This window comes from Nonomuraea sp. NPDC052116 (genome assembly GCF_040680035.1).
Classification (GTDB): domain Bacteria; phylum Actinomycetota; class Actinomycetes; order Streptosporangiales; family Streptosporangiaceae; genus Nonomuraea; species Nonomuraea angiospora_A.
Genome location: NZ_JBFAWA010000004.1, coordinates 354,377 through 380,151, shown reverse-complemented (window position 1 = coordinate 380,151; position 25,775 = coordinate 354,377). Strand labels below are relative to the sequence as shown.

The 25,775-nt window shown below is 70.9% G+C and carries 27 protein-coding genes; 16 read left to right on the top strand and 11 right to left on the bottom strand.

The window, feature by feature from the left end; all coding sequences use genetic code 11:
* The first annotated feature begins 125 nt into the window (after positions 1-125).
* Both AB0L65_RS09840 and AB0L65_RS09835 read left to right on the top strand, forming a co-directional pair.
* The gene (locus AB0L65_RS09840; RefSeq protein WP_364242578.1) at positions 126-677 is read left to right on the top strand and encodes an RNA polymerase sigma factor; all 552 of its coding nucleotides are present in this window, start codon (positions 126-128) and stop codon (positions 675-677) included.
* Positions 674-1,258, top strand: coding sequence for a hypothetical protein (locus AB0L65_RS09835; protein WP_364242575.1), 585 nt, complete (start codon positions 674-676; stop codon positions 1,256-1,258). Before AB0L65_RS09840 ends, AB0L65_RS09835 begins: the two co-directional genes overlap by 4 nt.
* A 108-nt stretch (positions 1,259-1,366) precedes the next feature.
* Here the strand turns inward: AB0L65_RS09835 and AB0L65_RS09830 are convergent, their stop codons facing one another.
* Positions 1,367-2,101, bottom strand: coding sequence for a hypothetical protein (locus AB0L65_RS09830; RefSeq protein ID WP_364242573.1), 735 nt, complete (start codon positions 2,099-2,101; stop codon positions 1,367-1,369).
* A 128-nt stretch (positions 2,102-2,229) separates the two neighbouring features.
* Between AB0L65_RS09830 and AB0L65_RS09825 the strand changes: the two genes are divergently transcribed.
* The gene (locus tag AB0L65_RS09825; protein WP_364242570.1) at positions 2,230-2,955 is read left to right on the top strand and encodes an ABC transporter ATP-binding protein; all 726 of its coding nucleotides are present in this window, start codon (positions 2,230-2,232) and stop codon (positions 2,953-2,955) included.
* Complete coding sequence (locus AB0L65_RS09820) at positions 2,952-4,265, top strand: ABC transporter permease (protein ID WP_364242568.1); 1,314 nt, start codon at positions 2,952-2,954, stop codon at positions 4,263-4,265. The genes AB0L65_RS09825 and AB0L65_RS09820 overlap by 4 nt, the downstream gene beginning before the upstream one ends.
* Before the next feature lie 19 nt (positions 4,266-4,284).
* On the opposite strand, the gene AB0L65_RS09815 is transcribed toward AB0L65_RS09820, so the two are convergent.
* Positions 4,285-5,136 (bottom strand): helix-turn-helix transcriptional regulator, encoded by an 852-nt coding sequence (locus tag AB0L65_RS09815; protein ID WP_364242565.1) that lies wholly within the window; start codon positions 5,134-5,136, stop codon positions 4,285-4,287.
* Positions 5,137-5,264: 128 nt separating this feature from the next.
* Here AB0L65_RS09815 and AB0L65_RS09810 point away from each other — a divergent pair, with 128 nt between their 5' ends.
* The gene (locus AB0L65_RS09810) at positions 5,265-6,260 is read left to right on the top strand and encodes an aldo/keto reductase (protein WP_364242562.1); all 996 of its coding nucleotides are present in this window, start codon (positions 5,265-5,267) and stop codon (positions 6,258-6,260) included.
* A 37-nt stretch (positions 6,261-6,297) separates the two neighbouring features.
* On the opposite strand, the gene AB0L65_RS09805 is transcribed toward AB0L65_RS09810, so the two are convergent.
* Positions 6,298-7,158 carry an LLM class F420-dependent oxidoreductase gene (locus tag AB0L65_RS09805; RefSeq protein WP_364242559.1) on the bottom strand — a complete coding sequence of 287 codons (861 nt, stop codon included), beginning with the start codon at positions 7,156-7,158 and terminating at the stop codon, positions 6,298-6,300.
* 81 nt (positions 7,159-7,239) lie between these two features.
* Positions 7,240-7,533 carry a helix-turn-helix domain-containing protein gene (locus AB0L65_RS09800; protein WP_364242556.1) on the bottom strand — a complete coding sequence of 98 codons (294 nt, stop codon included), beginning with the start codon at positions 7,531-7,533 and terminating at the stop codon, positions 7,240-7,242.
* Positions 7,534-7,599: 66 nt separating this feature from the next.
* Here AB0L65_RS09800 and AB0L65_RS09795 point away from each other — a divergent pair, with 66 nt between their 5' ends.
* Positions 7,600-8,520: an alpha/beta hydrolase gene (locus tag AB0L65_RS09795; protein ID WP_364242553.1), complete on the top strand. Its 921-nt coding sequence runs from the start codon at positions 7,600-7,602 to the stop codon at positions 8,518-8,520.
* A gap of 44 nt (positions 8,521-8,564) precedes the next feature.
* Here AB0L65_RS09795 and AB0L65_RS09790 read toward each other — a convergent pair whose 3' ends face one another.
* A complete protein-coding gene (locus AB0L65_RS09790) occupies positions 8,565-8,954 on the bottom strand; it encodes an NAD(P)H-binding protein (RefSeq protein WP_364242550.1) in 390 nt (129 codons plus the stop codon).
* Between the two features lie 173 nt (positions 8,955-9,127).
* Here AB0L65_RS09790 and AB0L65_RS09785 point away from each other — a divergent pair, with 173 nt between their 5' ends.
* The 4 genes from AB0L65_RS09785 (at position 9,128) to AB0L65_RS09770 (ending at position 13,848) form a co-directional block, all read left to right on the top strand.
* Positions 9,128-9,982, top strand: coding sequence for a hypothetical protein (locus AB0L65_RS09785; protein WP_364242547.1), 855 nt, complete (start codon positions 9,128-9,130; stop codon positions 9,980-9,982).
* Positions 9,979-11,181: a S8 family serine peptidase gene (locus AB0L65_RS09780; RefSeq protein WP_364242544.1), complete on the top strand. Its 1,203-nt coding sequence runs from the start codon at positions 9,979-9,981 to the stop codon at positions 11,179-11,181. Before AB0L65_RS09785 ends, AB0L65_RS09780 begins: the two co-directional genes overlap by 4 nt.
* 142 nt (positions 11,182-11,323) lie before the next feature.
* Positions 11,324-12,145 carry an SDR family NAD(P)-dependent oxidoreductase gene (locus AB0L65_RS09775; protein WP_364242542.1) on the top strand — a complete coding sequence of 274 codons (822 nt, stop codon included), beginning with the start codon at positions 11,324-11,326 and terminating at the stop codon, positions 12,143-12,145.
* 44 nt (positions 12,146-12,189) lie between these two features.
* The gene (locus AB0L65_RS09770) at positions 12,190-13,848 is read left to right on the top strand and encodes a TlrC/CarA/OleB/SrmB family ABC-F type ribosomal protection protein (RefSeq protein WP_364242539.1); all 1,659 of its coding nucleotides are present in this window, start codon (positions 12,190-12,192) and stop codon (positions 13,846-13,848) included.
* On the opposite strand, the gene AB0L65_RS09765 is transcribed toward AB0L65_RS09770, so the two are convergent.
* The 3 genes from AB0L65_RS09765 to AB0L65_RS09755 form a co-directional block, all read right to left on the bottom strand.
* Complete coding sequence (locus AB0L65_RS09765) at positions 13,823-14,281, bottom strand: hypothetical protein (RefSeq protein WP_364242537.1); 459 nt, start codon at positions 14,279-14,281, stop codon at positions 13,823-13,825. The two genes, AB0L65_RS09770 and AB0L65_RS09765, sit on opposite strands and share 26 nt — an antisense overlap.
* 27 nt (positions 14,282-14,308) lie before the next feature.
* The gene (locus tag AB0L65_RS09760) at positions 14,309-15,667 is read right to left on the bottom strand and encodes a hypothetical protein (protein ID WP_364242534.1); all 1,359 of its coding nucleotides are present in this window, start codon (positions 15,665-15,667) and stop codon (positions 14,309-14,311) included.
* 143 nt (positions 15,668-15,810) lie between these two features.
* Complete coding sequence (locus AB0L65_RS09755) at positions 15,811-17,364, bottom strand: carbohydrate-binding protein (protein WP_364242839.1); 1,554 nt, start codon at positions 17,362-17,364, stop codon at positions 15,811-15,813.
* Between the two features lie 306 nt (positions 17,365-17,670).
* On the opposite strand from AB0L65_RS09755, the gene AB0L65_RS09750 reads away from it, so the two are divergent.
* Positions 17,671-18,891, top strand: coding sequence for an MFS transporter (locus tag AB0L65_RS09750; RefSeq protein WP_364242532.1), 1,221 nt, complete (start codon positions 17,671-17,673; stop codon positions 18,889-18,891).
* Positions 18,892-18,903: 12 nt separating this feature from the next.
* Here the strand turns inward: AB0L65_RS09750 and AB0L65_RS09745 are convergent, their stop codons facing one another.
* Positions 18,904-19,308 carry a hypothetical protein gene (locus AB0L65_RS09745; RefSeq protein ID WP_364242530.1) on the bottom strand — a complete coding sequence of 135 codons (405 nt, stop codon included), beginning with the start codon at positions 19,306-19,308 and terminating at the stop codon, positions 18,904-18,906.
* 167 nt (positions 19,309-19,475) lie between these two features.
* Between AB0L65_RS09745 and AB0L65_RS09740 the strand changes: the two genes are divergently transcribed.
* Together AB0L65_RS09740 and AB0L65_RS09735 are read left to right on the top strand one after the other, a co-directional pair.
* A complete protein-coding gene (locus tag AB0L65_RS09740; protein ID WP_364242527.1) occupies positions 19,476-19,907 on the top strand; it encodes a hypothetical protein in 432 nt (143 codons plus the stop codon).
* A 57-nt stretch (positions 19,908-19,964) separates the two neighbouring features.
* Positions 19,965-20,810, top strand: a complete 846-nt coding sequence (locus tag AB0L65_RS09735) for an NAD(P)H-binding protein (RefSeq protein ID WP_364242525.1) — start codon at positions 19,965-19,967, stop codon at positions 20,808-20,810.
* Positions 20,811-21,064: 254 nt separating this feature from the next.
* On the opposite strand, the gene AB0L65_RS09730 is transcribed toward AB0L65_RS09735, so the two are convergent.
* Complete coding sequence (locus tag AB0L65_RS09730; RefSeq protein ID WP_364242522.1) at positions 21,065-21,685, bottom strand: hypothetical protein; 621 nt, start codon at positions 21,683-21,685, stop codon at positions 21,065-21,067.
* A 118-nt stretch (positions 21,686-21,803) separates the two neighbouring features.
* Here AB0L65_RS09730 and AB0L65_RS09725 point away from each other — a divergent pair, with 118 nt between their 5' ends.
* Together AB0L65_RS09725 and pip are read left to right on the top strand one after the other, a co-directional pair.
* Positions 21,804-22,586 (top strand): neutral zinc metallopeptidase, encoded by a 783-nt coding sequence (locus AB0L65_RS09725; RefSeq protein WP_364242519.1) that lies wholly within the window; start codon positions 21,804-21,806, stop codon positions 22,584-22,586.
* 58 nt (positions 22,587-22,644) lie between these two features.
* Positions 22,645-23,604: a prolyl aminopeptidase gene (pip, locus tag AB0L65_RS09720; RefSeq protein ID WP_364242517.1), complete on the top strand. Its 960-nt coding sequence runs from the start codon at positions 22,645-22,647 to the stop codon at positions 23,602-23,604.
* Between the two features lie 268 nt (positions 23,605-23,872).
* Here the strand turns inward: pip and AB0L65_RS09715 are convergent, their stop codons facing one another.
* The gene (locus tag AB0L65_RS09715) at positions 23,873-24,583 is read right to left on the bottom strand and encodes a TetR family transcriptional regulator (protein ID WP_364242515.1); all 711 of its coding nucleotides are present in this window, start codon (positions 24,581-24,583) and stop codon (positions 23,873-23,875) included.
* Positions 24,584-24,664: 81 nt separating this feature from the next.
* Here AB0L65_RS09715 and AB0L65_RS09710 point away from each other — a divergent pair, with 81 nt between their 5' ends.
* Entirely contained in the window at positions 24,665-25,774 is a 1,110-nt protein-coding gene (locus AB0L65_RS09710) for an FAD-dependent monooxygenase (RefSeq protein ID WP_364242512.1), read from the top strand.
* The last annotated feature ends 1 nt before the right edge of the window (position 25,775 follow it).

The window sequence follows — 25,775 nt, the reverse complement described above, 5'->3', positions numbered from 1 at the left end:
CACCGGGTCGCTCACGCCGCCCAGGGCCCCAGTACGGACAGCCGACGCGTCTACGACGTCCGCTTGTAAGCCTTTGGTCGCTTCCTACCAAGTATGGGTGTAGATCGACGAAGGGAGCATGGCCGGTGCGTCGTAAACAGGCGGAGTTCGCCACAGACTCTGCGGCGTTCGAGGCCTTCTACCGGCGGCACGTCGAAGGAGTCACGCGATTCCTCGCCCGCCGGGTCGATGACCCACACATGGTCGCGGACCTGGTGGCGGATGTGTTCCTGGCGGCGATGGAGTCCGCTCACACCTACCGGCCGGGACGGGGCAGCGAGGTCGCGTGGCTGTACGGAGTAGCGCGCAACACGCTCTCGGCCGAGCGGCGCAGGTCGTTGCGGGAGTCCCAGCTGACCGACCGCGTGAGCAGGCGACGGCCGCTGGACAGCGATGACATCGCCCGGCTGGAGGAGCGGATCGACGCGGAGCAACCTGCCCGGCGGGCCTTTCAGGCCATGGCTGAGTTGCCCGAGGGGGAACGCGCCGTGCTGGAGCTGGTCGTCCTCGATCAGCTGACGGTCACCGAAGCCGCGAGCTCCCTCGGCATCCGGTCGGGGACCGCCATGGTCCGGCTGCATCGCGCGCGCCGAACGCTCAAGGAGCTGCCCTTCGTCATGGAAGGAACCGGCAAATGAGTTTCGAGGAGCAGTTGCTGATGGATCTGAAAGTCGAATTCGCCGCGCGGGCCGAACGCCGCCGCCGTACCGTTCGCCGCGTGTCCGTGGGAGCGGCGGTGGCCGGCCTTGCCGCCGCGGCGGCCATCGCGGTGCCGCTGCTGACGGGCACGGAAAGCCCGGCGTACGCGGTGAGCAAGAAGGCGGACGGCACCGTGGGGGTCGAGATCCGTGAATTCAAAGACGCCGACCAACTGGAACGGGACCTGCAGGCGGCGGGCGTCAGAGCGGACGTCACGTACCTCGAGGCCCGCAAGCAGTGTGAAAAGAACAGAGGAATGAGCACCCTTCCGGCAGAAGGGGCGATTCGCATGCGGAACGGCGGGCTGGACATCGATCCCCGGCTCCTCGACAAGGACAAGACGCTGGTCCTGGAGTTCGCCGGGGACGAGGACGGAGACCCTGCGGCGGAGCCGCCGAAGACGTGGTGGGTGCTCTCGACACTGATGATCCCCGGCAAGGTCGGCCCGTGCGTCGTCGTCGACAGCACGGACTGGGACGACGCCGGCGGCCCGCAGGGCCAACCCCCAGCGGGAAGCTAGCACTCGCGTGGGAGCAGGAGGATGCGGCGGGTCGGCGCCCGGGTACGAGGCGACGCGGGTGAGGTCTTCCGTCCTGGGGAACGCGGTACGACCGAAGATCGCGGCTCGTCAGCCCCACAGCCAGTCGGTCAGGAGATCCGCGAAGGCACTCTCCTCCCGTGAGCCCCGCAGCGGACGGGTCTCCTTGTGGAACCGCAGGGTCACACCGGCGACGGGCAGAGGTGGCTGGTCGGGGACGACCATCGACGTCCCGGCGGGCAGGTCGAAACGCCGGGACCCCCAAGAGGCCCCCTCCTCCTGCCAGGCCAGCACGGCGCACAGCCCCGCGAACGAGGCGATCGGGCTCTGCCGGGCGTCGCGGAAGACCGCGCCGTCACTGCCGTCGTGTACGGCTCTCCACTGATGCTCGCTGAGGGTGGGAGCGTTCGGCGGCTGCGTGAACTCTTGGTGGGACAGGATGGCCATGTCGTAGCCCCAGGAGCCCTCACCCGTGGGATGAACGCTCAGAATCCGCAGGTTACGCAGGTAGGCGGCCTTGACGGCTTCCTCGGTCGGCGTGCGGCGCGAGCACAAGAACGCTGCGGGCCGCCCTTCCGAAGCGGCGGTCGTTCCCACCTGGGCGGCAAGGTCCGCCACGCGCGCGACGTCGTCGACGGTGACCGTCGCATCGAGCGACCACGCGTCGATGAGCGCCACCACCTTCAACTCGTCGTCGACGGCGCGGGCCACCCGCGTGGACCCGCCCGCCGGCGTCTGGAAGTGCCAGATGTCGTCCTCTTCGGACATCGCTCGGGCAACGGCGTCGAGAAACCGCCGGTGATCGGCGGGCTCAGCTCGCGTCATGGCCGATGATCATACGGCCTGCGAACGCGGCGCCGACCAAGGAGTGGGTGAGATGTCAGCGCGCCTCAGGGGCCGATCAGGGAGATGCCGGATGGGTGAGGCGTGCGCGTTCCGGCACGCTGTTGATCATGATCGACCATGCGGTCCACCTTGAGGAAGTGACCAGGACATATGGGAAAGGCGCCACCGAAGTGGTCGCGCTCCGGCAGGTCAGCATCGGATTCCCGCGCGGCAGTTTCACCGCGGTGATGGGCCCGTCGGGGTCGGGCAAGAGCACGTTGCTGCAGTGCGCGTCGGGGTTGGACCGGCCGGATTCGGGGGCGGTTCGCATCGCCGGGCAGGACATCACCCGCTTCGGGGAGAACGAACTGGCGGTGCTGCGCCGCGACCGGGTCGGCGTCGTCTTCCAGGCGTTCAACCTGGTGCCGTCGCTGACCGCCTGGCAGAACGTGGTCCTGCCCAGCAGGCTGGCCCGGCGGCGGCCCGACCCGTCACGCGTGCGCGAGCTGCTGCACCGGGTCGGGCTGGCCGGGCGGGAGGGGCATCGCCCGTCGCAGTTGTCCGGTGGCCAGCAGCAGCGGGTGGCGATCGCGCGTGCCCTGCTCGGCAGGCCGGAAGTGCTGTTCGCCGACGAGCCGACGGGGGCGCTGGACCGCCGTACCGGGCACGAGGTGCTGGCACTGCTGCGGGAGGCGGTCGACGCGTTCGGCCAGACGGTGGTCATGGTCACGCACGATCCGGAGGCGGCGGCCCGGGCGGACAGCGTGCTGTTCCTGACCGACGGGCGGATCGTCGAGGTTCTGGACAGGCCCTCGGCCGACCAGATCGGCCTGCGGCTGGGCGGCCGCCGGTGACACTCGTCCTGGCCTGGAACAACGTACGGACCAATCGGATGGGCTTCGCCGCCTCGTTCGCGGCGGTGGTCCTGGCCGTGATGCTGATCGGCGGGAGCGGCCTGGTGGTCGCCGGCGCGGGCGCACGTGACGACTTGAACGGCGTCATGGGGTTGCTGGTGCTGTCGGCCGTGGTGTCGGGATTCGTGTCGATCTTCGTGGTCGCGGGCACGCTGAGCCTGCACGTGCTGCGGCAGCGCAGGACCTGGGCGTTGCTGCGGTCGGTCGGCATGAGGCCGCGGCAGGTGAGCCGGCTCATCACGGCGGAGGCGCTGGTGGTGGCCGTGCTGGCGGGCGTGGCGGGCTGCGTGCTGGCCGTCCCGTACGCCGCGCTGATGGCGGCGTTCATGCGCATGACCGGGTTGGCGCCGGGAGGCGTCCCGGTCGAGGTCACGACGGGGCCGTTCGTCGTGGCGCTGGTGGTCGGGCTGGCGGTGACGCTGCTGGCGGCCCGGGTCGCGGCGCGCAAGGCGGTGCGTGTGGGGCCGCTGGAGGTGCTGCGGGACAGCGCGGCGCAGCGGCGGCTGCTGCCCTGGTCCAGGGCGGTCGTCGGAGCGGCGGCGCTGGCCGGCGGCGGCGTGCTGCTGTGGCTCGTGCCGCAGGTCACGTCGAAGAACGCGCCGCCGACTGCGCTGGGGGCGACGATGGCGCTCTGCGTGGGTGCGTCCGCGCTGGGCCCCGTCGCGGTACGGGGGATGGGATGGCTGCTCGGAGCCCTGGCTGCCCGGCTCGATCCGGGCGCCGGGATGCTGGCCAGGTCCTCGCTGGTCGCTCAGCCGCGCCGGGCGATGGCGGCGGCGTCGCCGGTGATGTTGACCGTGGCGCTGGCGTGCACCTTCCTGTTCGCCGTGGCGACCACCGATGCGGTGGCGGGGGTGACCCGTACCGGGCCGTCGGCGTGGGCGGCCCCGGTGCTGGTGGGATCGGCGGTGGCTTACACGGTGATCTCGGTGCTCAACGCGACGGCCATGACGATGGCCGAGCGGACGGAAGAGATCCGGCTGCTGCGCACGGTGGGGACCAAGCCGCGGCAGCTCGCGAGAGCGGTGTGCTGGGAGACGTTGATCGTGACGTGCATCGGTACGCTGCTCGGAACGGGCATCGCCGCCGCTTCGCTCACCATGCTCGGCAAGGCCGCGACCGGCGAGCCGTGGTTCGCCTACTCTCTGCCGCAGTACGCCGGGCTGGTGCTGGTCTGCGCGGTGAGCGGCCTGGTGGGAGGACTGGCCGCCACGCGGCGAGTACGGCGTCGGGCCCTTCTGTCGGATTGAGGCAGGGAGGAAGCGGCTTTCACCGTACGGGCGTGCCCGTGGGGAACTCCTCGATGCCGAGCACCAGCAGCAGCTCCAGCCGCTCGCGGGACTCGGCGTCCGCCGGGGTGAGCACCAGCAATTCCTGGCCCTGATCGGGGGTGACCAGGGTCTCGCAGTCCATCACCAGGCGGCCCACCCGCGGGTGCAGCAGGGTTTTGCGGTCGCCGCGCCGTACGGCCACCTCGTGCTCGGCCCATATCCGGCGGAAGTCGGCGCTCGCGGCCTGCAGCCGGTCGACGAGCCCGGCGACCACGGGGTCGCCGGAGCGGCGGCCGGCGGCCGCGCGCAGGTCGGCCACGAACTGTCGGGCCCGATGCTCCTGCTCCTCGGGCGGGCAGACGGCGCGCGTGGCGGGGTCGGTGAACCAGCGGTAGACGATGTAGCGCCGGTCGCCGGAGAAGCCGGTGTGGTCGCCCGTCAGCAGGACGGCCGCGCGGTTCTGGGCGAGGATCTCGCCCAGGTCGGACAGCACCAGGGCCGGGGTGTCGCCGAGCAGGTCGAGCATGCGGATCAGGCCGGCGCGGGCCAGGCGGGCCACCCCGTCGGCGGGCTGCGGCCGGTGGCCGGCCAGGTGGAACAGGTGGTCACGCTCGTCGTCGGACAGGCGCAACGCCCGGGCCAGCGCGCCGAGCATCTGCGTCGAGGGCTGACTGCTGCGGCCCTGCTCGAGGCGTACGACATAGTCCACCGACATGCCCGCGAGCAGCGCCACCTCTTCCCGGCGCAGGCCGGTGGTGCGGCGGCGGGGGCCGTCGGCGAGGCCCACCTCGGCCGGCCGGATCCCCTCGCGGCGGCGGCGCAGGAAGTCGGCGAGCTGGTCACGTTGCATGGCTTCATACTGCCTCGCGGCCGGCGAGCCGAGCCAGGGAGCGGCTCTCCCACGATGAACGCTCCGCTCCCGCCCGCCCCGGTTCGGGCGCATGGTTGGGGACGACATCGAGAACGAGGGAGAACGTGATGCAGAGACGAACCCTGGGCCGCACCGGACCGGCCGTTTCCGCGCTGGGCCTGGGCGCGATGGGCATGTCGGGCGCGTACGGCACGGCCGACCGCGCGGAGAGCATCGCCACCGTGCACGCCGCGCTGGAGGCCGGCGTCACGCTCATCGACACCGGCGACTTCTACGCCATGGGTCACAACGAGTTGCTGCTCGCCGAGGCGCTGCGCGGCCGGGATCGCGACAGCTACCGGCTGAGCGTCAAGTTCGGCATGCTGCGGGGGCCGGGCCATGAGTTCGGCGGGCATGACGGCCGGCCCGAGGCGGTGAAGAACTTCCTGGGCTACTCGCTGGCCCGGCTGGGCACCGACCACATCGACATCTACCGTCCCGCCCGGCTGGACCCGGCGGTCCCGATCGAGGAGACGGTGGGCGCGATCAAGGAGCTGGTCGAGGCCGGGTACGTACGGCACATCGGCCTCTCGGAGGTCGACGCGGCGACGATCCGCCGGGCCCACGCCGTCCACCCGATCGCCGACCTGCAGATCGAGTACTCGCTGATCTCCCGCGCGGTGGAGGCGGACGTCCTGCCCACGCTGCGGGAGCTCGGCGTCGGCCTGACCGCGTACGGCGTGCTCGGCCGCGGCCTCATCTCCGGTCACTGGACCGCAGGCCACACCGCCGGCTCGGGTGACAGCCGCGGCTTCAGCCCGCGCTTCTCCAGCGGGAACGTGGAGCACAACCTCGCCCTCGTGGACGCTCTGCGCCGGGTCGCCGAGGCGAGGGGCCGCACCGTCGCCCAGCTGGCCATCGCCTGGGTGGCCGCACAGGGTGAGGACATCGTGCCCCTGGTCGGCGCCCGTACCCGAGAGCGGCTGGCCGAGGCGCTGCCCGCGATGGGCCTGGGCCTCACCGCGGACGACCTCGCCGAAATCGAGAAGGCGGTGCCGCCGGGCTCGGCGCGCGGCGACCGATACCCGTCCGTGTTCATGTCCGGCCTCGGCGTGGGCAACTGAGCGCGCGCTCTCGCCGCCTGTCCACCGCCGGAGCAGGTCAGCGGACGCTGAGGAGGGCGAACCGCTCGGCGAACGCGGACATCTCATCACGCTGCTGTTCCGGATCCGCCGAGGTGGGGCCGACCACGACGCGGGTAACGCCTTGCGCGGCGAAGGCCTCGACCCGTTCGGCGGACATGTCGATCGACCCCCATCGGGTGTGCTCCAGCGCGCCGGGGTCACGGCCGGCCTCCACGGCGGTGGCCCGGGCCAGCTCCCACTGGATCGCGCGTTCCTCCGGAGTGAGGGCGCCGCCGGGGAAATAGCCGTCGCCGCGCCGACCGGCGCGCCGCGCGGCCGCCCGGCTCGACCCGCCGACGTGGATCGGCAGGTGGGTGCCCGAGTACGGCTTCGGGTAGCTGGTCACGTCGTCGAAGCCGAAGAACTCGCCGTCGAAGCTGACACCCTTCTCGTCGCCTCCCCACAGCAGCCGCAGCACGTCGATGGCCTCGTCGGTACGGCGTCCGCGGGTGCCGAAGTCGACTCCCATCGCCCTGGCCTCACCGGGCAGCGTGCCCAGCCCCACGGTGAGCAGCCGCATCCGTCCCTTGGACAGCACGTCGATGGTCGCCAGCCGCTTGGCCAGGACCACGGGATGGTGGTACGGCAGCAGCAGCACGGCGGTGCCGAGCAGGATGCGACGGGTGGCCGCCGCGACGAAGGCCAGGCAGTCGAGCGGATCGGGGAAGGGCAGGGACGGCGGGAACTCGAAGGGGCCGACCGCGGCGCCGGGATACAGCACGACGTGCTCGGGCAGGTACAGCCCCTCAAAGCCGCAATCCTCGGCATGGCGGGCATATGTTACGAGCCTGTCGGGGTCGAGCCCGTCGGCCGTGGAGTAGCTGATCGCGAATTTCATCGTCATCCTCGAGGTCAGAGTCCGCGGGCACGCTACATCCTTGACGTCAGTGTCAGGGCAAATGCGTGGCCGACGCCGTGCTCACCGGAACACGACGGCGAGGAGCCCGGGAAAGCGCTCCTCAAGATCGTCTCTGCGCAGGGTGAGGTAGTTTCTGCGTCCCGAGTGGCGCAGGCGGATCACGCCGCTCTCCCGCAGGACCCGCCAGTGATGCGTGAGGGTGGATTTCGGCGCTCCGGTCTCGATCGCCCCGCAGTACGTCTCCTCGCCGGAGGCGAGAGCGCGCACGATCGTCATCCGGACCGGGTGCCCGAGTGCGGCGAGCACGTCTTCCAACTGCAACTGCTCGGTCGTCGGATGCAGAAGAGCAGCCATGGTCCGATCGTACGGTACTGCCGTAGTCGGCTAATGTACGGTACTCCCGTACATTGGGAGGATCACATGCCGAAAGCACTGTCCGACGCCGAGCTGGCGCGGTCGTTGCCGGGCGGGTTCGTCAGCAGTCACGCCGACGTCAACGGGACTCGCCTGCACTACGTGATGGGCGGGCAAGGCAGGCCCTTGGTGCTGCTGGGCGGATGGCCGCAGACGTGGTGGGAGTTCCACAAGATCATGCCGCCGCTCGCCGAACACCACCAGGTGATCGCCGTCGATCTGCGTGGCATGGGCGGCTCGGACAAGCCCGCCTCCGGCTACGACAAGAAGACGATGGCCGCTGACGTCCTCGGACTCGTGCGCCGGCTGGGCCACGACCGGGTGGACATCGCCGGCCACGACATCGGCGGCATGGTCGCCTACGCCTTCGCCGCGAACCATCCCGCTCACGTCCGACGCATCGCCCTGCTGGACATCGCCCACCCTGACGAGCGCTTCTACACTTTCTCGTTGCTCCCTCGGCCCGGACGCCAGCAGGTCGACGGCGACATCCACGCCGGGCCGGGCCGCTTCCTGTGGTGGTTCGCCTTCAACCAGGTGCCCGGCCTGCCGGAACGCCTGCTCGCCGGCCGCTCCCGCGAGCTGATCGACTGGATGTGCGACTACCTGGTCGAGAATCCCGCCTCCATCGGCGACCGCGATCGTGACATCTACGCCCGCGCCTACTCCACGCCGGACGCGATCCGGGCGGGCAATGCCTGGTACCGGGCGTTCGGGCAGGACATCGCCGACGAGAAGACCTACGGCAAGGTGACCGCCCCGCTGCTGGGTCTGGGTGGCGGAGAGGGAGGTCACCTGCTCCTTCAGGCGGTGCTGCCGGACAAGGGCACCGATGTCGAGGTGGTGCTGGTGCCGGACAGCGGCCACTACATCCCCGAGGAGCAGCCCGAGCTCGTCGTGAAGCACCTGACGCGATTCTTCGCCTGAAGCCGAGCCGCACGGCGAGACCCCGCCCGATCTCGGCGGGCGGCCTAACGGCTGATCTTGAAACGTTCGGCGTGCTCCGCCACCCATTGCGCGAACGTAGGCGCCGGACGGCCGATCACCCGTTCGACGGTGTCGTCCACGGTCGTGGCGGAATCGCTGGGGGTGGCGGCGATCGCCCGCCGGACCAACTCGGGACCGACCTCGGCGAGTCCCGTCGTCACCGTGATGTGCAATCGGCCGGCGCCGTCGAGGGCGGTGTCCAACGTCGCCGGTTCGTGGTGCGTGCCGGCCACCAGCTCCACCTCGGCCGGCACCTTCTCGGCCGCCGCGACCGGATCGCGGGTCAGCGCCCGAACGGGCTCCCCGCGGCGGAGCAGCTCCGTCACCACATGGCGGCCGGTGTTCCCGGTGGCGCCCGTGACAAGTGTCGTCACAGTCGAACTCCTTTCGTCCGCCGCCGACGACGCTAGAAGCTGAATCGCACTTGAGGTCAAGGAAGTCCGGGGAGGTGATCCGCCGAGCACCGATAGGGTCAGAACGCGCAAATCGATCAGAGGGGCTTAAACGGAACCTTGATCGGCCCGCTCGCACGACAGGAGAGACATTGATGTACCCCCCGTCCGGCTCCGGGCCGGGGTTCCATCCCCCTCAGCCGCCCCCGGGGCCTCCCCAGCCGTACCCGCCCGGCCCCTACCAGCAGCCGCCACCGCCGACCGGGCCGGTGCGGCCGCAGCGCAGCGCCTGGCGGGTCCTCGTCGGGCTGGTCGTCGCGGGTTTCGGTCTGCTGGCCGTGCTCGGCGGTGGCGCGCTCATCGCGCACGCCTACTCCAACAGCCGGCAGGTCATCCACAACTCGGCGTACTCCAAAGAGCTGTGGCGCAACGTGCCTGTCGAGAAGCTGTTACCGCCGCGGCTCGGCCGGGAGCACCCCGACAAGGGCTACTCCTCTCCGAACGACGAGCGCGGCTGGACCAGGGCCGCGATCTCCTCCGACACCTCCTGCCGGGCGGCGCTCTCCGGCGAGCTGGCCCGGGTCGCCACTGAGCGGGGCTGTGTCGCGGCCGTGCGCGCCACGTACGTGGACGACACCGGAGGGACGGCCGCCACCGTGGCCCTGGTCGCCTTCCGCGAGTCGCAGCCCCGCGTCGACCTGGAGGGCATCGTGCGTGAGGCGCAGCGGAAGCCGGACCACGCGGTACGCGCTCTCGCCGCGCCCGGCACCCAGTGGAAGGACTCCGCGCGCACCGGCAACGGCGGCCGGACCGTTGGGGACGTGCCCATGTTCGTGGCGGTCACCACGGGGCCGGCGGACGGCCGCAGGCCCGGACGGCTGCCCGAGCCGTGGGGCAGGAGGGAGTTCCCGCAGCGCGAGGACCGTGAGGCGTGGGCGTACACCGCGCAAGGGCTCGCGGAGAGCCTGGCCACCCGGCTGTACGCGGAGGCCCGGAAGGTGGGGGCATGATTCGCAGGCTGACCTGCGCGGCCGTCATGGTCGCCGGACTGGTCGCGGCCACCGCCGCGCCAGCCGTGGCCGAGGCACCGCGGGGCTGGGAACAGCAGATCATGAAGGTGCCGGCCGCGCAGCGGCTCGGACAGGGCAAGGGGGTCACCGTCGCGGTCCTGGACACCGGGGTCGTGAAGAACCATCCGGAGTTCCGCGGACGGGTGACGAACGGTCCCGACTTCATCGGCGGCGGCGCGAAGCCCGGGCAGTCGTACTGGGGCGCGCACGGCACCGCCATGGCCTCCAGCGTGCTGCGGGTCGCCCCGCAGGCCCGCGTGCTCTCGGTACGGGTGATCTGGGACCGGGAGGACCCGGCGCGCAAGCGCGCGGAGTCCGCCGCCAAGTCCGGCGGCACCGCCGCCGACAAGGAGAGCATCAAGGCGGCCACCGCGCTGGCCAAGGGCATCCGGTACGCCGTCGACAAGGGCGCTCGGGTGATCTCCATGTCCCTCGGCACCGACGAGTGGGGCCTCGGCAGCGGCTACGACGAGACCACGGCCGCGGCCGTCGACTACGCTCTCGGCAAGGGGGCCATCCTGCTGGCCAGCGCGGGCAACGGCGGATCCACCGACCCGCTGGAGGTCGACGCGAACAACGTCGTCTCCTACCCGGCCGCCTACCCGGGAGTGATCGCGGTGGCGGCGATGGGGCCGGGCGGCGCGCGGGCGGACTTCTCCCAGGTGCACACGTACAACACGATCACCGCACCCGGCGTGGACATCTACGCCGCCGACAACCGCGGCGACTACCGGATGGGGGACGGCACCTCCCCGGCCTGCGCGCTCGCGGCGGGCACCGCGGCGCTGATGCTGTCCCGCAATCCCGATCTGACGCCCCGGCAGGTACGCGACATCCTGGTGCGGACCGCCAGGAAGCCGCCGTCCGGCTACAACGTGTTCCTCGGCTTCGGGCTGATCGACGCGGCGGCGGCGGTGCGGGCGGCGGGCGCCGCCAAGGACACGAAGATCGAAGCGGCCCCGTACAAGGGGAAGGAGTACCTCGGTGGCGGGCCGGTCGCCCCGCCGACCACCAACCCGCCGATCGACATGACCTACGTCGTCGTGGGCGGCGCGGCCGCCGGAGCGGGGCTCTTGTTCCTGCTGGTCGCGGTGCTGCTGATGCGCCGGCCCCGCGCACGCCCGGTGCCCGGCGCCTGACCTGGCGAACCCGGTGACGGTGCGGGCAGCCGCATGCCGTCCAGGCGAGACGAGACGGTCCGTCTTGACGTAGAAGGGGAACGCCTGTATACCTTGTCATCACGAGACGGACCGTATCGTCTCATAGTGATGAGGAGTCCGTGTGACGACTGCCCGAGTCTGGTTCATCACCGGCGCGTCGAGGGGCCTGGGCAGGGCCTTCGCCGAGGCGGCGCTCGCCGCCGGAGACCGCGTCGTGGCCGCCGCCCGCGACCTCGGCCCCCTCGCCGGCCTCGCCGCCGCCCACCCCGACAGCCTCGTACGGCTGACGCTGGACGTCCGCGACCGCGCGGCCGTCCGGAAGGTCGTGGACGAGGCAGCGGCGGCGTTCGGCCGGCTCGACGTCGTGGTCAACAACGCCGGCACGCTGCTGTTCGGCATGGTGGAGGAGGCCACCGAGGAGCAGATCCGCGCCCAGTTCGACGTCAACTTCTTCGGTGCGGTCTGGGTGGCCCAGGCCGTGGTGCCGCACCTGCGGGCGCAGGGGTCCGGCCACATCCTGCAGGTCACCTCGATGGGGTCCGGCGGCGGGTTCGCGTCCGTCGGGTTCTACGCGGCGAGCAAGTCCGCGCTCGACTCGGCGAGCCAGGCGCTGGCGATGGAGGTGGCGCCGTTCGGGATCAAGGTGACGATCGTGCAGCCGGGCGGGTACGGCACGGACCTGTTCACGCGGGGCACCACGCTCGCGGAGCGGCGTCCGGAGAACGAGCCGCTGCACGCCCAGCTGGCCGAGATGTGGGGTGAGGACGCCGGTCCCGACCCGAGCACCGCGGCGCCGGTGATCATGGAGCTGGTCGAGCTGGCGGAGCCGCCGCTGCGGCTGATCGTCGGTGGCGCCTCGTACGACATGGTCCAGCAGATGGAGCAGGCCCGCACGGAGGAGTACCGGGCCTGGGAGCACCTCAGCCGGAAGGCGCCGGGCTGACCACCTCACCCCGTTTGTTCATCCTCGAAAAGGAGGCATGCCTTTTGCGTACCGCTGCCCAACTCGCGCTCACCGAGATCACCAAGCGTTACGGCACCCGCGTCGTCCTGGACCGGGTGTCGCTCACCGTCAGACCCGGCGAGCGGATCGGAGTGATCGGCGACAACGGGTCAGGCAAGTCCACGCTGCTCAGGCTCATGGCGAACGCCGAGCGGCCGGACAACGGCGAGCTCCTGGTCGTCGCACCCGGCGGCGTCGGACACCTGCCGCAGTCGCTCGCGCTGCCGCCGCACGCGACGGTGGCCGACGCCGTCGACCTGGCGCTGGCCGACCTGCGAGAGCTCGAGGCCCGGATGCGGGCGGCCGAACGGTCGCTCGAAGAGGCGGGCACGGAGGCGGACACGGAGGCGGACACGGAGGCGTACGCGGGGCTCGTGGCGCAGTTCGAGGCACGGGGCGGCTACGAGGCCGACGTCCGGGTGGAGATCGCGCTGCACGGGCTCGGGCTGCCCGGGCTCGACCGGAGCCGAGCGCTGGGCACGCTCTCCGGCGGCGAACGCGCCAGGCTCGCCCTGGCCGCCACGCTGGCGTCCGATCCTGAGCTGCTGCTGCTCGACGAGCCGACCAACGACCTGGACGACCAGGCCGTGGCCTGGCTCGAACAGCGCCTGCGCGCCCACCGTGGCACGGTCGTGGCGATCACGCACGACCGGATGTTCCTGGAGCGGGTGACCACCGCCATCCTGGAGGTCGCCGACGGGCAGGTACGCCGCTACGGCGACGGCTACGCCGGGTACCTCGTCGCCAAGGCCGCCGAACGCGCCGCACAGGCGCGGGCCCACGAGGAGTGGAAGACGGAGCTGGACCGGCACGCCACGCTGGTGGCGGCCAACGCGGGCCGGCTGGCCGGGATCCCGCGCAAGGTCGCCAAGGCGGGCATGGGCACCGGCGCCTGGCGGGCGCGCTCGCGTACCCACGGGGCCGCCGGGCGCATCCGGCAGTCCCAGCAGCGGCTACGGTGGCTCGCCGAGCACCCGGCGCCGCCGCTTCCCGAGCCGCTGCGCTTCACCGCCACCTTCGCCACCGCGGGGACCGCTTCCGAAGCCGAGGTGGCCGCGCTCGACGGCGTGGTGGTGGCGGGCCGGCTTCGCCTCGACTCCCTGGCCGTCCGCGCCGGTGAACGGCTGCTCGTCACCGGCCCGAACGGGGCGGGCAAGACCACGCTGATGCGGGTGCTCGCCGGGGAGCTGCGTCCGGACGCGGGCGAGGTACGGCGGGCCGGCCGGGTCGGGTTCTTCCGGCAGGACGAGGGGGGCCTCGGGCCGGCGGACCGGACGGTGTTGCGGGCCTACGCGGACGGGCGTCCCGGGAGCCTGGACGAGCACGCGGACGCGCTGCTCGTCCTGGGGCTCTTCCGGCCGTCGGACCTCGGGTCGCGCCTGGGGGAGCTCTCCTACGGGCAACGGCGCCGGATCGAGCTCGCGCGGCTGGTGAGCGAGCCCGTGGACCTGCTCCTGCTCGACGAGCCGACCAACCACCTGTCGCCGATGCTCGTGGAGCAACTGGAGGAGGCGCTGGCCGCCTACCGGGGCGCGCTGGTGGTCGTGACGCACGATCGGCGCCTGCGGGCCGCGTTCACCGGCTCCCACCTGGAGCTGGGCGCGGCGGATCGCGGGGTCAGCGGCGGAACGAGCCAGCGTTGAACACCATCACCATGCCGCTCGGCGGGCAGAGCCTCGCGGTGCCCGGCCAGTCGTCCCCCGCCGGTCGCTCGTCACCTCCGGCTTCGACCGTGTCACCGTCCATGACGCGGCCGAAGCCGGGGACGTCCACGCCCCGCCGCCCGCCGTCCTCCACGGGGCGCGTGCCGGCCGGCCAGATCGGCGTGAAGATCGCCTCCTTCCCGCCCCTCGTGGCGGAGACGGTCAGGCACCGGCCTTCGGCCTGGTATCTCAGGGTGCCGCCGACCTTCATGTCGGCGCCGTAGGTGAGGGTGTGGACGACGATCGAGGGGTCGTCGCCCGTGACCGCGAACTGGTCGGGACCGGGCGTGGTCGCCCCCGTGCCGCCACCGCCGGTGCAGGCGGTGGCGGCCGTCAGGAGCGTCACGGCCAGTGCCACGGCGGCCCGGCTCATGCTGCCTCCTCCTTCACGCCGTGTCCGTCAGCGGTGCCAGACGTCGTAGCCACGGTTCTGGTACAGGTACGCGGGCGTGAACGCCGACTTCCCGCTGATCAGGCCGAAGTGGATGCCGTACGCGGTCCCGGCGTAGTACCAGGGTCCGCCGGAGTCGCCTCCCTCGCTGATGTTCTTGTCCATGACCACCATGTGCTTCATGCCCCCGGCGGAGACGTCGCGGCGGGCGACCTTGGCGCAGCTCCCGCCGCTGGTGATGCCGAAATGGCAGATACGCGTGCCTATGGAGGGCATGGCCGAACGGTCGTCGGCGTACCTCGTCTTGTTCCAGTCGTGGTAGAACGTGCGGCCCGCGGTCTTGGAGCCGACGGTGTAGTAGGAGAGGTCGCCCCAGTCGCCGACCGCCCACCAGACGCGCTTCACCGTGGTCGAGCCGCCGTGGGTGCTGTGGTTGGAGTACGTGCGGGTGGGGTAGTTCTGCGCGCAGTGGCCGGCGGTGCCGTGGCGCTTGGTGTTGCTGTGGATGTACTTCAGGTTGAAGCCCGAGGTGCAGTTACCGAGCGAGCCGCCGCCCCGCATGTACCTGTCCTGCGGCTGCGACACCTTGTCGACCAGGGTGACCTGGGCCTGGATCCCGGCCTCCGACGCCTGCCGGGGCAGCAGGCCCTGGGCGGTGAGGGGCGTGCTCGACTGCGCCTCCACGGTGACGGTCCCGGTGCGTACGTCGTAGGAGGTGGTGGCGTCCTGCACGGCGGGGTTGGCCAGGACGGTCGCGTGGGTGGCCGTGCCGGCGGCGGCCAGTTCCTGCTCGGAGAAGCCGCGGTCGCCGACCAGGTCGACGCGTATGGGGAGGGTTCTGGCGAGTTCGACCGCCTTGGCCGGGACGTCTCCCTTGAAGCCGAACCAGGCGCTGTCGTCGTACTTGACCGCTCCGGCGAACTCGGCGGGGAAGCCGGTCTCGAGTTCCGCGGCCACCTTCTCGAACTGGGGCTGCCAGGAGATCGCGTCGATCGCGGCGGCCAGCCCGATGCCCTCGGCGGCGGCGATGCGCGTGAGGTCCTCGATCTCGCCCGCGTGCAGGTCGTCCACCATGACGTCAGGGGTGTCCACGGGACCGTCGGGCTGGGCGGCGGCCGAGAAGGTCTGCTTGGCGGCGGTGGCGCTGATGTAGTCCTTGACGGCCTGCTCCAGGGGGACCCCGTCCTGGGCGGCCCGCTGCTTGATGGCCTCCAGCGTGGGGCGGGCCGGCTTGGGCTGGTCCTGGGCGGCCAAGGTGACGCCGGTCGTGCCGGGCTCGGCGGACGCGGCCCCGGCAGGTAACCCGACGAGCGCGAAGGCGAGCACGGCGCCGGCGCCGATATGGCGGGCATGGGAGAACGAGGGCATGCGCAAGCTCCTGCACTGTCGTCGGAAAAACGGGATGCATGCCCCAAGATACACAATTCTAGAGCACACGCTCCATTATCTTTCCCGCTGAACGCCGAGAGCGGGGCGAGTACGGTGGCGTACTCGCCCCCTCTGTCACGGCGTCACCCGAAGGTCACGACGAGGCGGCCGTCCGAGGCGAAGGACCAGTGCAGGGCGCCGCTGTAGGACGAGCACCGGGACCCGTTCGAGCCGGACCAGAACTGGTTCGAGCTGTCGGAGTTGCCGACGATCCGGTCATTGGTCCCGCTGCCGCTGCGGCACGAGGTGTTGTTGCGGAACACCGAGGTGCCGGCGTCGAACGAGTAGTTGCGCTCGGTGTTGTCGATGCTGACGTTGTCCGACACCGTCATCGTGCCGGGGTTGCGGTTGTAGGTGAAGCCGTGCTTGCCGTTGCGGTACGCGATGCTGCGCCGGATGGTGTGGTTGACCGCGATGTCCTCGCCGCCGAGCTTGTAGCCGTTGCGGTCACCGTTGCCGGCCTGGCTGCCGTCGCTGAGCGTGCCGTTGTTGTACGACAGGGAGTCCTCGATGGTCACCGGGCCGATGGCGCCCGTGTCCGTCTTGGTGTAGAGGTCCCAGCCGTCGTCGATGTTGTTGCGGGACACGCAGTAGCGGAAGACGTTGCCGGAGCCGACGGTCAGTTTCGCGGCGAAGCCGTCGGCGTCCTCGCCGTCGGAGTCGGCGTTGTCGTGCGACAACGCGCTCAGGATGAGGTTGTTGGACGGCCACTGGTCGCGGGGCGTGTCGGAGGCGATCCGCGAGAGTTGCAGCCCCGTGTCCCGGTTGAACCGGGTCTCCGTGCGCTCGAAGATGTTGTTGCTGCCGCCGACGAAGATGCCGTTGTCACCGGCACGCTCGACGACGATGCCGTAGATGTGCCAGTACGACCCGTTCACGGCGAGTCCGCGGTTGGCCGGGTCCTCGCTCTGGGCCGAGAAGTTCAGGATCGGGGTCTCGCCCGGGTAGGCGGACAGTTTCTTGCGGGCGCTCGAGGTGCCGTTGTTGCCCGCCGCGATGGTGACCGTCTGCGAGAAGTTGTAGGTCCCGCCGCGTGCGTAGATCGTCCCGCCGGCGGTGATGCGGGTGATCGCCGAGGTGAGGGTCGTCGGGTCCGACTGCGTCCCGGTCGCGCCGTCCCTGCCGTTCGGCGCCACGTAGAGCGCGCTGCCCGTCGGTGGGGTGGTGCCGCCCGCGTCGACGTCGATGTAGTCGAGGTTGGCCAGGCCGTTCGAGGTGGTCGGGCTGAACTGGATGGTGTTGCCGCCCGCCCGCACCGACACGGTGAGCGTCTTGGTGACCCAGGTGTCCCACGCGCCGGTGCCCTCGTACGAGACGTTCTGGACCGTCGACCCGTTGACGATCAGGTCGGCGGGGCGGGCGGTCGTGGTCCCGTTCGCGAACCGCACGCTCAGCGTCGCCGTCCCGGCCGCGCCGGCGTTGATGGTGAACTGGGCGGAGGCGCCGGTGGCGTTGTTGCCGTTGCAGAATCCGCTGCCGGAGTAGCCGGACCAGTTGCTGTCGATGGTGCCGGTACAGACCGCGGGCGAGCTCTCCGCCTCGTACCGCGTCGGCGCGGCCTGTGCGGCGGTCGGTGACAGTGCGACGAACGCGCCGGCTAACAGGCCGGCGCACGTGAGGATGGCTTTCAGGCGCATCATCGTTCTCCAAGGTGTCGGGTACGGAGGCGCGGGCGAAACGTCGCCACAGTAGGAAAGCGCTTTCCTTGCCGTCAATGCGCCACTGCAAACGCGTCAACCCCGAAACCATCGCCGCTGGCCAGGGATTTACCGCCAGCTCAACCGCCGGTGAAACTTTCATTCAGCCCGAGCAGCGAGGCCCTGCGGCAGGAACAGGCACTACCATGCTGCCATGCAGCACCTTTGTGCCTGACCAGCGGATGCGCCGACGACGTCATCCCTTTCCGGTCCTTCTCCGGAAGGACGCACCGCTGGAGTCACCGAGTGTTCCCTGCATGGCGCCGATCTTCCGGCGACCTCTTCACACTGCTGCGCGGCAACGCCGATTTCCGACGCCTCGTCGGCGCCTGCGCGCTGAGCCTGACCGGCGACTGGTTCGCCTTCGTCGCGTTGAGCGGTTTCGTCTACCACAGCACCGGCTCGCCGGGGTGGACGGCGCTGCTGTTCGCGATCAACTCCCTTCCCGGGGTGCTGCTGTTCCCGTTGATCGGCCCGCTCACCGACCGCTTCGACCGGCGACGTCTTCGGATCGTCTGCGACCTGGGCTCGGTGGTCCCGGTGGGCGGGCTGCTCGTCGCCTTCCACACCGGCTCGGTACCACTGGCCCTGGGAGGCCTGGCCGTCCTGTCGGTGCTCGCGGCGATGTCCGGTCCCATCCCCGAGGCTGCGCTGCCCAACCTCGTCACCGGCCGAGACCTCTCACTGGCCCAGACCGTGCTCGGCAGCCTGTACTCGGCCGGCCTGCTCGTCGGAGCCGGCCTGGGAGGCCTGGTCACCGCCGCCTGGGGAACCTCGGCCACGCTCCTCGTGGACGGCGCCTCGTTCATCGTCTCCGCGCTGCTCGTCGCGAGGATCAAGCGGCCCTTCTCCAGCGCCGTGTCGACGCGCCGCATACGGATACGCGCTGACACCGCCGAACTCTGGCGGTTCCTGCGAACCACCCCCGTGGCCGCGGCCCTGCTGTGGCTGACCGCGGGGCTGCGTATCTGCTACGGAATGGTCGGACTCCTGCCGGTCTACGCCCTTGATCGCTTCCACGTCGGCGATGCGGGAGTCGGCGCCCTGTACCTGGCGCAGGGCCTCGGCGCCGTGCTCGGCCCCTTCGCGGGCAGGCGGCTCGCCGGCGGCTCGACACGTCGGCGGCTGTACGTGGCGGCGGCGGCCCTGGCCCTCTTCGGTCTCGGATACCTGGTCCTCGCCCACGTCTCCGGACTCGGCCCGGGAATGGCCGCGGCGTTCGTCGGCCACCTCGGGGTGGGCGCGTGCGCGATCCTCGCCCTCAACGGCCTGCAACTGGCGACGCCTGACCATGTACGGGGACGCGTGATGGTGCTGGTCTTCAGCCTCTCGGCGGCGTTCCAAGGCGTGTCGACACTCGCGGTCGCGCCCATGACCGCGGCCATCGGCATGGCCGACACCACCCGTCTCCTCGGGCTCCTGGCCGTCGCGTACGCGATCGTCTGGACGGCACGCGTCCGGCGCTGACACCGGTCCTGCTCAGGGCTGGGAGCCGGGTGGCAGGGCGAAGGGATCTTCGGGGAGGAAGCAGCCGTAGTCCTGCAACGGCATCGGATCCTCGAGCACGATCCGCTGGAGCTCGCCCGCCGGTGACAGGCCGTCCGGACGGTCCACCACGCGCCGGCCCGGCCGCAGCCCGCCGCGGCCGAGCGACGTCTCCGGCGCGTCCGCCGCGAGTTGCCCGAACCGGTCCAGCAGAACGTGTACGGCGTCATAGACGTCGCGGACGTTCTCGGCGGCGTCATCCTCGCCCGCCTCGGGCCAGAGGTCATGGTAGGCGGCGCGGGCCGCGGCCAGGAAACGCTCCGGATCCACGATCACCACGTCCCGGCGCGTCCGTACGCTGATCGTCATACCCGCCGCCGGAAGCGTCTGCTCATCCACCGTCCGACGGTATCCCGCCGCCGAGCCTCCACAGCCGGCCCGGCGAACCGGATGCGGCCTTCGACGAGGTCGATCCCGGGACGCCGGGATCGTCGGCACGCGGATTCTGCACAGAGCCCTTACATCGGGCGCGTAAGACGCGCACACCCGTCTGCTTCGATGGCAGCGTGATCGACCGGAGACTGGAAAAGGCCGGCGAGGTGTCCTGGACCTTCGGGTGCGCCCTTTCCGTCGTTGTCGCCCTGGCGTGCGCGATCGCCGGGAGCTACTTCGACGCGACCCTGGTGGCCCGCGCTCAGGTCTATTGCGGTCTCGATCTGAGCTCGGGCGAGAAGCTGTCCGAGGTGCTGTGGCTGCTGAGCCGTTTCGCCGTCATTCCGGTCGTCTCGGTTGTGTCGGCGATCCTGGCGTTGCCGTTGCACCTGGTGGCCCGGCTTCCCCCGCTGGCCGGCCGGGTGTGGCCGGTGCCCGTCTTGGCGCTGCTCGCCGTCGGTGTCTCGATCGCGGGGCCGGTGGCGATGGTCATGTACGACGTCGCCACCGAGGGCACGCCCGATGGTTGCGTCCTGCCCTGGTGGCCCTCGTGGCTGCCTTCGTAGGGCGACCCGATCGGGAGCGGCCGGAATATCGCCGTCCGCGTCCGGGCTGACCCGGTCATGACCGAGATTCTGGTGACCGGGGCGACCGGGAACGTCGGCCGGCAGGTGGTGGCCGGGCTGGTGTCCGCCGGTGGTTCCGTGCGGGCGTTGGTGAGGGATGCGCGGGCGGCGCGGCTTCCGGGGGGAGTGGCGGCCGTGGAGGGGGACCTGGGTGTGCCCGGCACGCTGGAGCGGGCGCTGTCGGGTGTGGAGACGGTGTTCCTGGTCTGGCCCTTCCTCACCGCCGACGGCGCCTCCGCCGTTCTGGAGGTGATCAGGAGCCGGGCCCGCCGGGTCGTCTACCTCTCGTCGTCGGGGGTGGACGACGGGGTGCAGCGGCAGGGTGACCCGATCAACCAGCTGCACGCCGACATGGAGGGCCTGATCGAGAGGTCCGGGCTGCGGTGGACGATCCTGCGGTCGAACACCATCGCCTCCAACACCCGGGGATGGGCGGCGCAGATCCGTGCCACCGGTGCTGTGCGCGGGCCGGAGATCGCCGCCACCGCGGTGATCGACCCGCGCGATGTCGCGGAGGTGGCGGTCCAGGTGCTGGCCGGTGACGGGCACGACGGCGCGACGTACGTGCTGACCGGGCCGCAGGTGATGGGCCGGGCCGAGCAGGTGCGCGCGATCGGGGAGGCCATCGGGCGCCCGCTGCGGTTCGAGAAGGTGGCCGTACAGGCCGCGCGTGAGCAGATGCTCGCGGACGGGAGGCCGCCGGCCCTGGTGGAGGCCCTGCTGGCCAGCGCGGAGGCGCGGCCGCGGTCGGAGCTGATCACCTCGACGGTGGAGGAGATCACGGGGGCGCCGGCGCGTACGTTCGGGCGCTGGGCCGCCGACCACGCGGACGAATTCCGCTGACCGCAGGCCGCTTCAGCGGCACCCGCTGTACGCCGCCCGTGTCGGCGTACAGCATCGTGAACTCCCAGGAACGCGTCCACGGGGGACGGCTCGGCATCGGTGTGCCGGCAGAGGAGAATGGTGTCCTCCTGCCAGGCGCATTCGGTTCACGCGATGCCGAGGCCGTCCGTCTTCGGTTGGGCCGGTGCGGGGTGCTCGCTGTTCATGTCGCAGTCCCTTCGCCCCGTCCCTCTGACGATGAGGCCAGAGGCGCGTCAGTTGCCGAGGATCTGGTTGACCAGCGACGAGACCCCGGTGGTGTCCAGGAGCGTCACGGGCTGCTCCACCGTGAGATCGCCCGGCGACTCGAACGTCCAGGTCCCGGTGGCCGGGGACCAGGTCGGGAACCAGCTGGTCGGTGACCAGCTGGTCGGGGACCAGGTGCTCGTCGCGGCGCAGGGCACCGCGCCCAGCCAGAGCGAGTCGACGACCTGCGTGAGTCCCAGGGCGGCCAGCAGCGACGAGGACGACGTGCTCGTCGTCGTCGTGCACGGCGCCGCGGGTGCGGGGTCGAGCAGCCCGTCGACCAGGCCGACGACGCCGCCGGCCTTGTACGTGGGGATGCTCTGGCTGCACGTCGTCGTCCGGTTGACCCAGGTCAGGCCGTCGACGGGGATCGGGCGCCCGGACCACGGCGGCCCCAGCGGCGACTCGTTGAAGACCGATTCGGCCAGGGCCTGGAAGTCCTCGGTCCAGGACGACTGGCCGTTGTAGCTGAGGACGTTGTTGTTGCCGCACAGGACCGTGTCCACGGCCCCCTCTTCTGCGGCGGCCGGCCCGGCGGCCAGCAGCAGGCCGGAAGTCGCGGCGAATGCGGCAATGGCGTGCTTGTACATGGTGCTCCCTGCGGATGGTAATCCGGTTATCCGCAGAGATCATTACCCTTAGTGGTGGTTGAATTACTTCATAGTTGTATCTAGCCCTCTTTACCGGGAGGTCCTATTCTCACGACTCGTGAAACTTCTCATGTTCGCGGCGCTTGCGGGCGCCCTCATGATGCCCTTAGCGGGTACCGCTACCGCCCAGGCAGCTGCATACCCCGTCAAATCCTCCCAACTAACCGCCAATCCGCTCTATAAGGCAGGCGCACTGCCGACGACCACCTGTACGGAGCCGTCGCTCAAGCCGAACAATCGCAAGCAGGCCCGCGCCTATCTCGACGCGGTCATCGCCTGCCTGGAAACCACCTGGGAACAGCACCTCACGAACGCCGGCCTGACCTACAGGCCGGTCAAGGTGCGGCACATGGACCGGATTCCGAAGAAGTGGTGCGGCTATGACATCGAGAAACTGAATTCCCAGACCTGGTACTGCGACCGCACCGAGACACTGGCCTTCCAGCTCGGCAAGGACTGGCTCGACGAACCCGACGACCTCTGGCTGTTCGAGACGGCGGCCTCCATGTACGGCTACCACGTGCAGAAATTGGTCGGAATCGCCAAGGCCTACGACAAATTGCCCTATGACAAAAAGACCGAGCTGTATGAGCAGCAGCGCCGCATGAGTCTCCAGAACGAATGCTTCGCCGCCGCCTTCATCAAGAGCGTCTGGCCGATCGAGGGCAGGAACCTGAGCGACTGGAACGCGCTCGTCAACCTCCGGCTGAGCGAGGACCCCGCCGAGGTGCGCGAGTTCGGCAGCCGGGCCGCGGTGCGCCACTGGCTCAGGCGCGGCTTCACCGCCGGCGACCCCGGCTCGTGCAACACCTGGTCGGCCCCCTCGTCCAAGGTCGCCTGACCGGACAGGCCGCGGTGGTCCACCGGGTCCACCGCGGCCGTCTCGATACGATCGTTCCATGTATCCCCCCATCGAGCCGTACGACCACGGCCTGCTCGACACCGGTGACGGCAACCTCGTCTACTGGGAGGTCTGCGGCAACCCGGAGGGGAAGCCCGCGCTCGTCGTCCACGGCGGCCCCGGATCGGGGTGCAAGACGGGGGTGCGCCGGCTCTTCGACCCGGAGCGCTACCGGATCGTCCTGTTCGACCAGCGAAACTGCGGCCGCAGCCGCCCGCACGCCAGTGACCCCTCCGTCGACCTGAGCACCAACACGACCCACCACCTCGTCGCCGACATGGAGCGGCTGCGCGAGCACCTCGGCATCGACAGGTGGCTGCTCTACGGCGGGTCGTGGGGCTCGACGCTGATGCTGGCCTACGCCGAGGCCCATCCGGCGCGGGTGTCGGAGATGGTCATCGTGGCCGTCACGACCACGCGCCGCTCCGAGATCGACTGGCTCTACCGCGGCGTCGGGCGGTTCTTCCCGGAGGAGTGGGAGCGCTTCAGGCGGGGCGTCCCCGAGGCCGACCGCGACGGTGACACCTTCGCGCTGCTGGCGGCGTACTCGCGGCTCCTGGCCGACCCCGATCCCGAGGTCCGCGCGAAGGCGGCCGAAGACTGGGTCACCTGGGAGGACGCGGTGATCTCCATGGAGCCCAACGGCAAGCCGAACGCCTACAGCGACCGCCCGGCCGAGGCGGTGATGGCGCTCGTCCGGATCTGCTCCCACTACTTCTCCAACGCCGCCTGGCTGGAGGAGGGCGTGCTGCTGCGGGAGGCGGGGCGGCTGGCCGGGATCCCCGGCGTGCTGATCCACGGCCGTCTCGATCTGGGCGGCCCGCTGGAGACGGCCTGGGAGCTGGCGAAGGCCTGGCCGGACGCCAAGCTGGTCGTCGTGGACGACTCCGGGCACACCGGCAGCGGCACGCTCTCCAAGGAGTTGTCCGCCGCGCTCGACGGCTTCGCCGGGCGGTGAGGGGGCGGGACCCGCGGCTCGCGATCGTCTGGGGCGTTGGGACGGCGCCAGTGGTGACCATCGCCTCGCCGTCGGTCGATTCCGTACGGGTGAGCCGCGGGTCCGCAGGGGACAGCGCGCTGACAACCGCGTGCCCACTCGCTGACCTGCAGCAACAGTAGCTTCGCCGACTGTCCGGACACCACCGAATTAAACGCCCGTGCGCGGAGGATTCCCGCGACGGCCACCCTGGCGGTGTCTCGAAAACGTCTCAGAAAATGTCTCGATATTATGCGGACAGGTGGCGGTAGAGGGTGGCGCGGGAGACGCCGAGGGCTCGGGCGATCTCGGCGGCGGTGTGCCGGCCCGAGGCGTGCATGCGCCTGGCCCGCTCGATGGCCTCCGGCGTCATCGCCCCCGGTCTGCCGCGCCGGCGCGCCTCCTGCACCGGAGGTTCGGGACGGTCCTCCAGCAGGCGTTCCACGCCGGACAGCACGGCCGGGCGGAGCATCTCCGCCGGCAGGTCGGCGAACATCACGACGGGGTCGCTGAGCATGCCGAACGCCTGCGCCGCCCGGATGCGGTCCACGTGGTCGGCGAGCGGGCCGGCGATGAGGTGCTGGGCCAGGTAGGCGGCGTCTCGAAAACGGTCGAAGACCGATCCCTCCGCGGCCAGCGCGAGGTCGCGCATCTGCAGCCTCAGCAGGTCGCGGTGCGTCAGCCAGACGTCGAGCAGGCCCTCGATCACCGCCCACCGCTTCTGCCGCTCGTCGCTCCCCGGCGCGCGGTTGGCCGCGTCGATCGCGGCCTCCATGTCGGCCAGCAGGGGCTCGGCCAGGGCCGCGATGATCTCCTTCTTGCTGGGGAAGTGGTAGAGCACCGCCGTCTTGGTCAGCTCGAGCCGCTCCGCGATCTCGCGGATCGAGGTGGCGTGATAGCCCTGCGCGGCGAACAGGTCGTGCGCCACCTGAAGGATCCGCGAGCGGGTGTCGTCCGTCACGCCGCCGATTCTAGACCTTGCCTGACCGTTGGTCGGGAGCCTATAGTCCTGAACTGACCAACGGTCAGGAGGGGCATAGGCATGACTGAGGTTCTGGTGGTCGGGGCGAGCATCGCCGGGCAGACGCTGGCGTACTGGCTGGCCCGGCACGGGATGCGGGCCACGCTGGTCGAGCGGGCGCCGCGGCTGCGCACCGGCGGCAACGGGGTGGACCTGCGGGACGAGGCGACCGAGGTGGCCGAGCGGATGGGGATCATGCCGCGGGTCAGGGCCGCGGCGGCGGACGTGCGGGGCATGAAGTTCGTGGACGCGGCAGACCGGGCCGTGGCCCGCGTGAACATGAGCAGGAACGGCGAGATCGAGATCATGCGGGGTGACCTGGTGGCGCTGCTGCACGAGGTGACCGGGCCGGAGGTGGAGTACGTCTTCGGCGACTCCGTCCGGTCGATGGAGGAGGACGGCGGCGGCGTGACGGTGTCGTTCGAGGGAGGCTCGACGCGGCGGTTCGACCTGGTCGTCGGGGCCGACGGGCTGCACTCTTCGGTGCGGCGGCTGGCCTTCGGGCCGGAGGAGGGGGCCCTGCGGCACATGGGGCACTACTTCGCGTTCGCGAACGCGGACTCCGCGCTGGGGGAGGACCGGTGGGTGACGATGTACAACCTTCCGGGCAAGATGGCGGGGCTCTACCGGTCGGGCAACCACGCCCAGGCGAAGGCGTACTTCATCTTCAGGTCGGAGCCGCTGGCCTATGACCATCGCGACGTCGGGCAGCACAGGACGCTGCTGACGGAGGCGTTCGGCGGCGAGACGTCCTGGCGGGTGCGCGAACTGCTCGACGGGGCCCTCGCCGACCCCGACTTCTACTTCGACGCGCTGAGCCAGGTGCGCCTGCCCTCGTGGTCGTCGGGGCGGGTGGCGCTCGTGGGGGACGCCGCCTACTGCGCCTCCCCGGCGTCGGGGGCCGGGGCGGAGCTGGCCGTCGTGGGGGCGTACCGGCTGGCCGAGGAGCTCGCGGGCACCTCCGACCACCGGGTCGCCTTCCGGCGGTACGAGGAGGGGCACCGCGAGCTGGTCAAGCGCAAGCAGCAGATCGGGCCGAACGTCCGCATGATGGTGCCGAAGACCCACCTGGGCATGTGGGCGCGCAACGGGCTGGCCCTGGGGATGGGCCTCGTCGCCCGGAGCTCCTAGG

Coding starts and splice junctions, on each gene's coding strand:
- AB0L65_RS09785 (WP_364242547.1), top strand. CDS start 9,128: ATGTACCCCCCGTCCGGCTCCGGGCCGGGGTTCCATCCCCCTCAGCCG.
- AB0L65_RS09815 (WP_364242565.1), bottom strand. CDS start 5,136: ATGCAACGTGACCAGCTCGCCGACTTCCTGCGCCGCCGCCGCGAGGGG.
- AB0L65_RS09795 (WP_364242553.1), top strand. CDS start 7,600: ATGCCGAAAGCACTGTCCGACGCCGAGCTGGCGCGGTCGTTGCCGGGC.
- AB0L65_RS09825 (WP_364242570.1), top strand. CDS start 2,230: ATGATCGACCATGCGGTCCACCTTGAGGAAGTGACCAGGACATATGGG.
- AB0L65_RS09730 (WP_364242522.1), bottom strand. CDS start 21,685: ATGTACAAGCACGCCATTGCCGCATTCGCCGCGACTTCCGGCCTGCTG.
- AB0L65_RS09710 (WP_364242512.1), top strand. CDS start 24,665: ATGACTGAGGTTCTGGTGGTCGGGGCGAGCATCGCCGGGCAGACGCTG.
- AB0L65_RS09735 (WP_364242525.1), top strand. CDS start 19,965: ATGACCGAGATTCTGGTGACCGGGGCGACCGGGAACGTCGGCCGGCAG.
- pip (WP_364242517.1), top strand. CDS start 22,645: ATGTATCCCCCCATCGAGCCGTACGACCACGGCCTGCTCGACACCGGT.
- AB0L65_RS09835 (WP_364242575.1), top strand. CDS start 674: ATGAGTTTCGAGGAGCAGTTGCTGATGGATCTGAAAGTCGAATTCGCC.
- AB0L65_RS09755 (WP_364242839.1), bottom strand. CDS start 17,364: ATGCGCCTGAAAGCCATCCTCACGTGCGCCGGCCTGTTAGCCGGCGCG.
- AB0L65_RS09765 (WP_364242537.1), bottom strand. CDS start 14,281: ATGAGCCGGGCCGCCGTGGCACTGGCCGTGACGCTCCTGACGGCCGCC.
- AB0L65_RS09760 (WP_364242534.1), bottom strand. CDS start 15,667: ATGCCCTCGTTCTCCCATGCCCGCCATATCGGCGCCGGCGCCGTGCTC.
- AB0L65_RS09805 (WP_364242559.1), bottom strand. CDS start 7,158: ATGAAATTCGCGATCAGCTACTCCACGGCCGACGGGCTCGACCCCGAC.
- AB0L65_RS09780 (WP_364242544.1), top strand. CDS start 9,979: ATGATTCGCAGGCTGACCTGCGCGGCCGTCATGGTCGCCGGACTGGTC.
- AB0L65_RS09830 (WP_364242573.1), bottom strand. CDS start 2,101: ATGACGCGAGCTGAGCCCGCCGATCACCGGCGGTTTCTCGACGCCGTT.
- AB0L65_RS09810 (WP_364242562.1), top strand. CDS start 5,265: ATGCAGAGACGAACCCTGGGCCGCACCGGACCGGCCGTTTCCGCGCTG.
- AB0L65_RS09800 (WP_364242556.1), bottom strand. CDS start 7,533: ATGGCTGCTCTTCTGCATCCGACGACCGAGCAGTTGCAGTTGGAAGAC.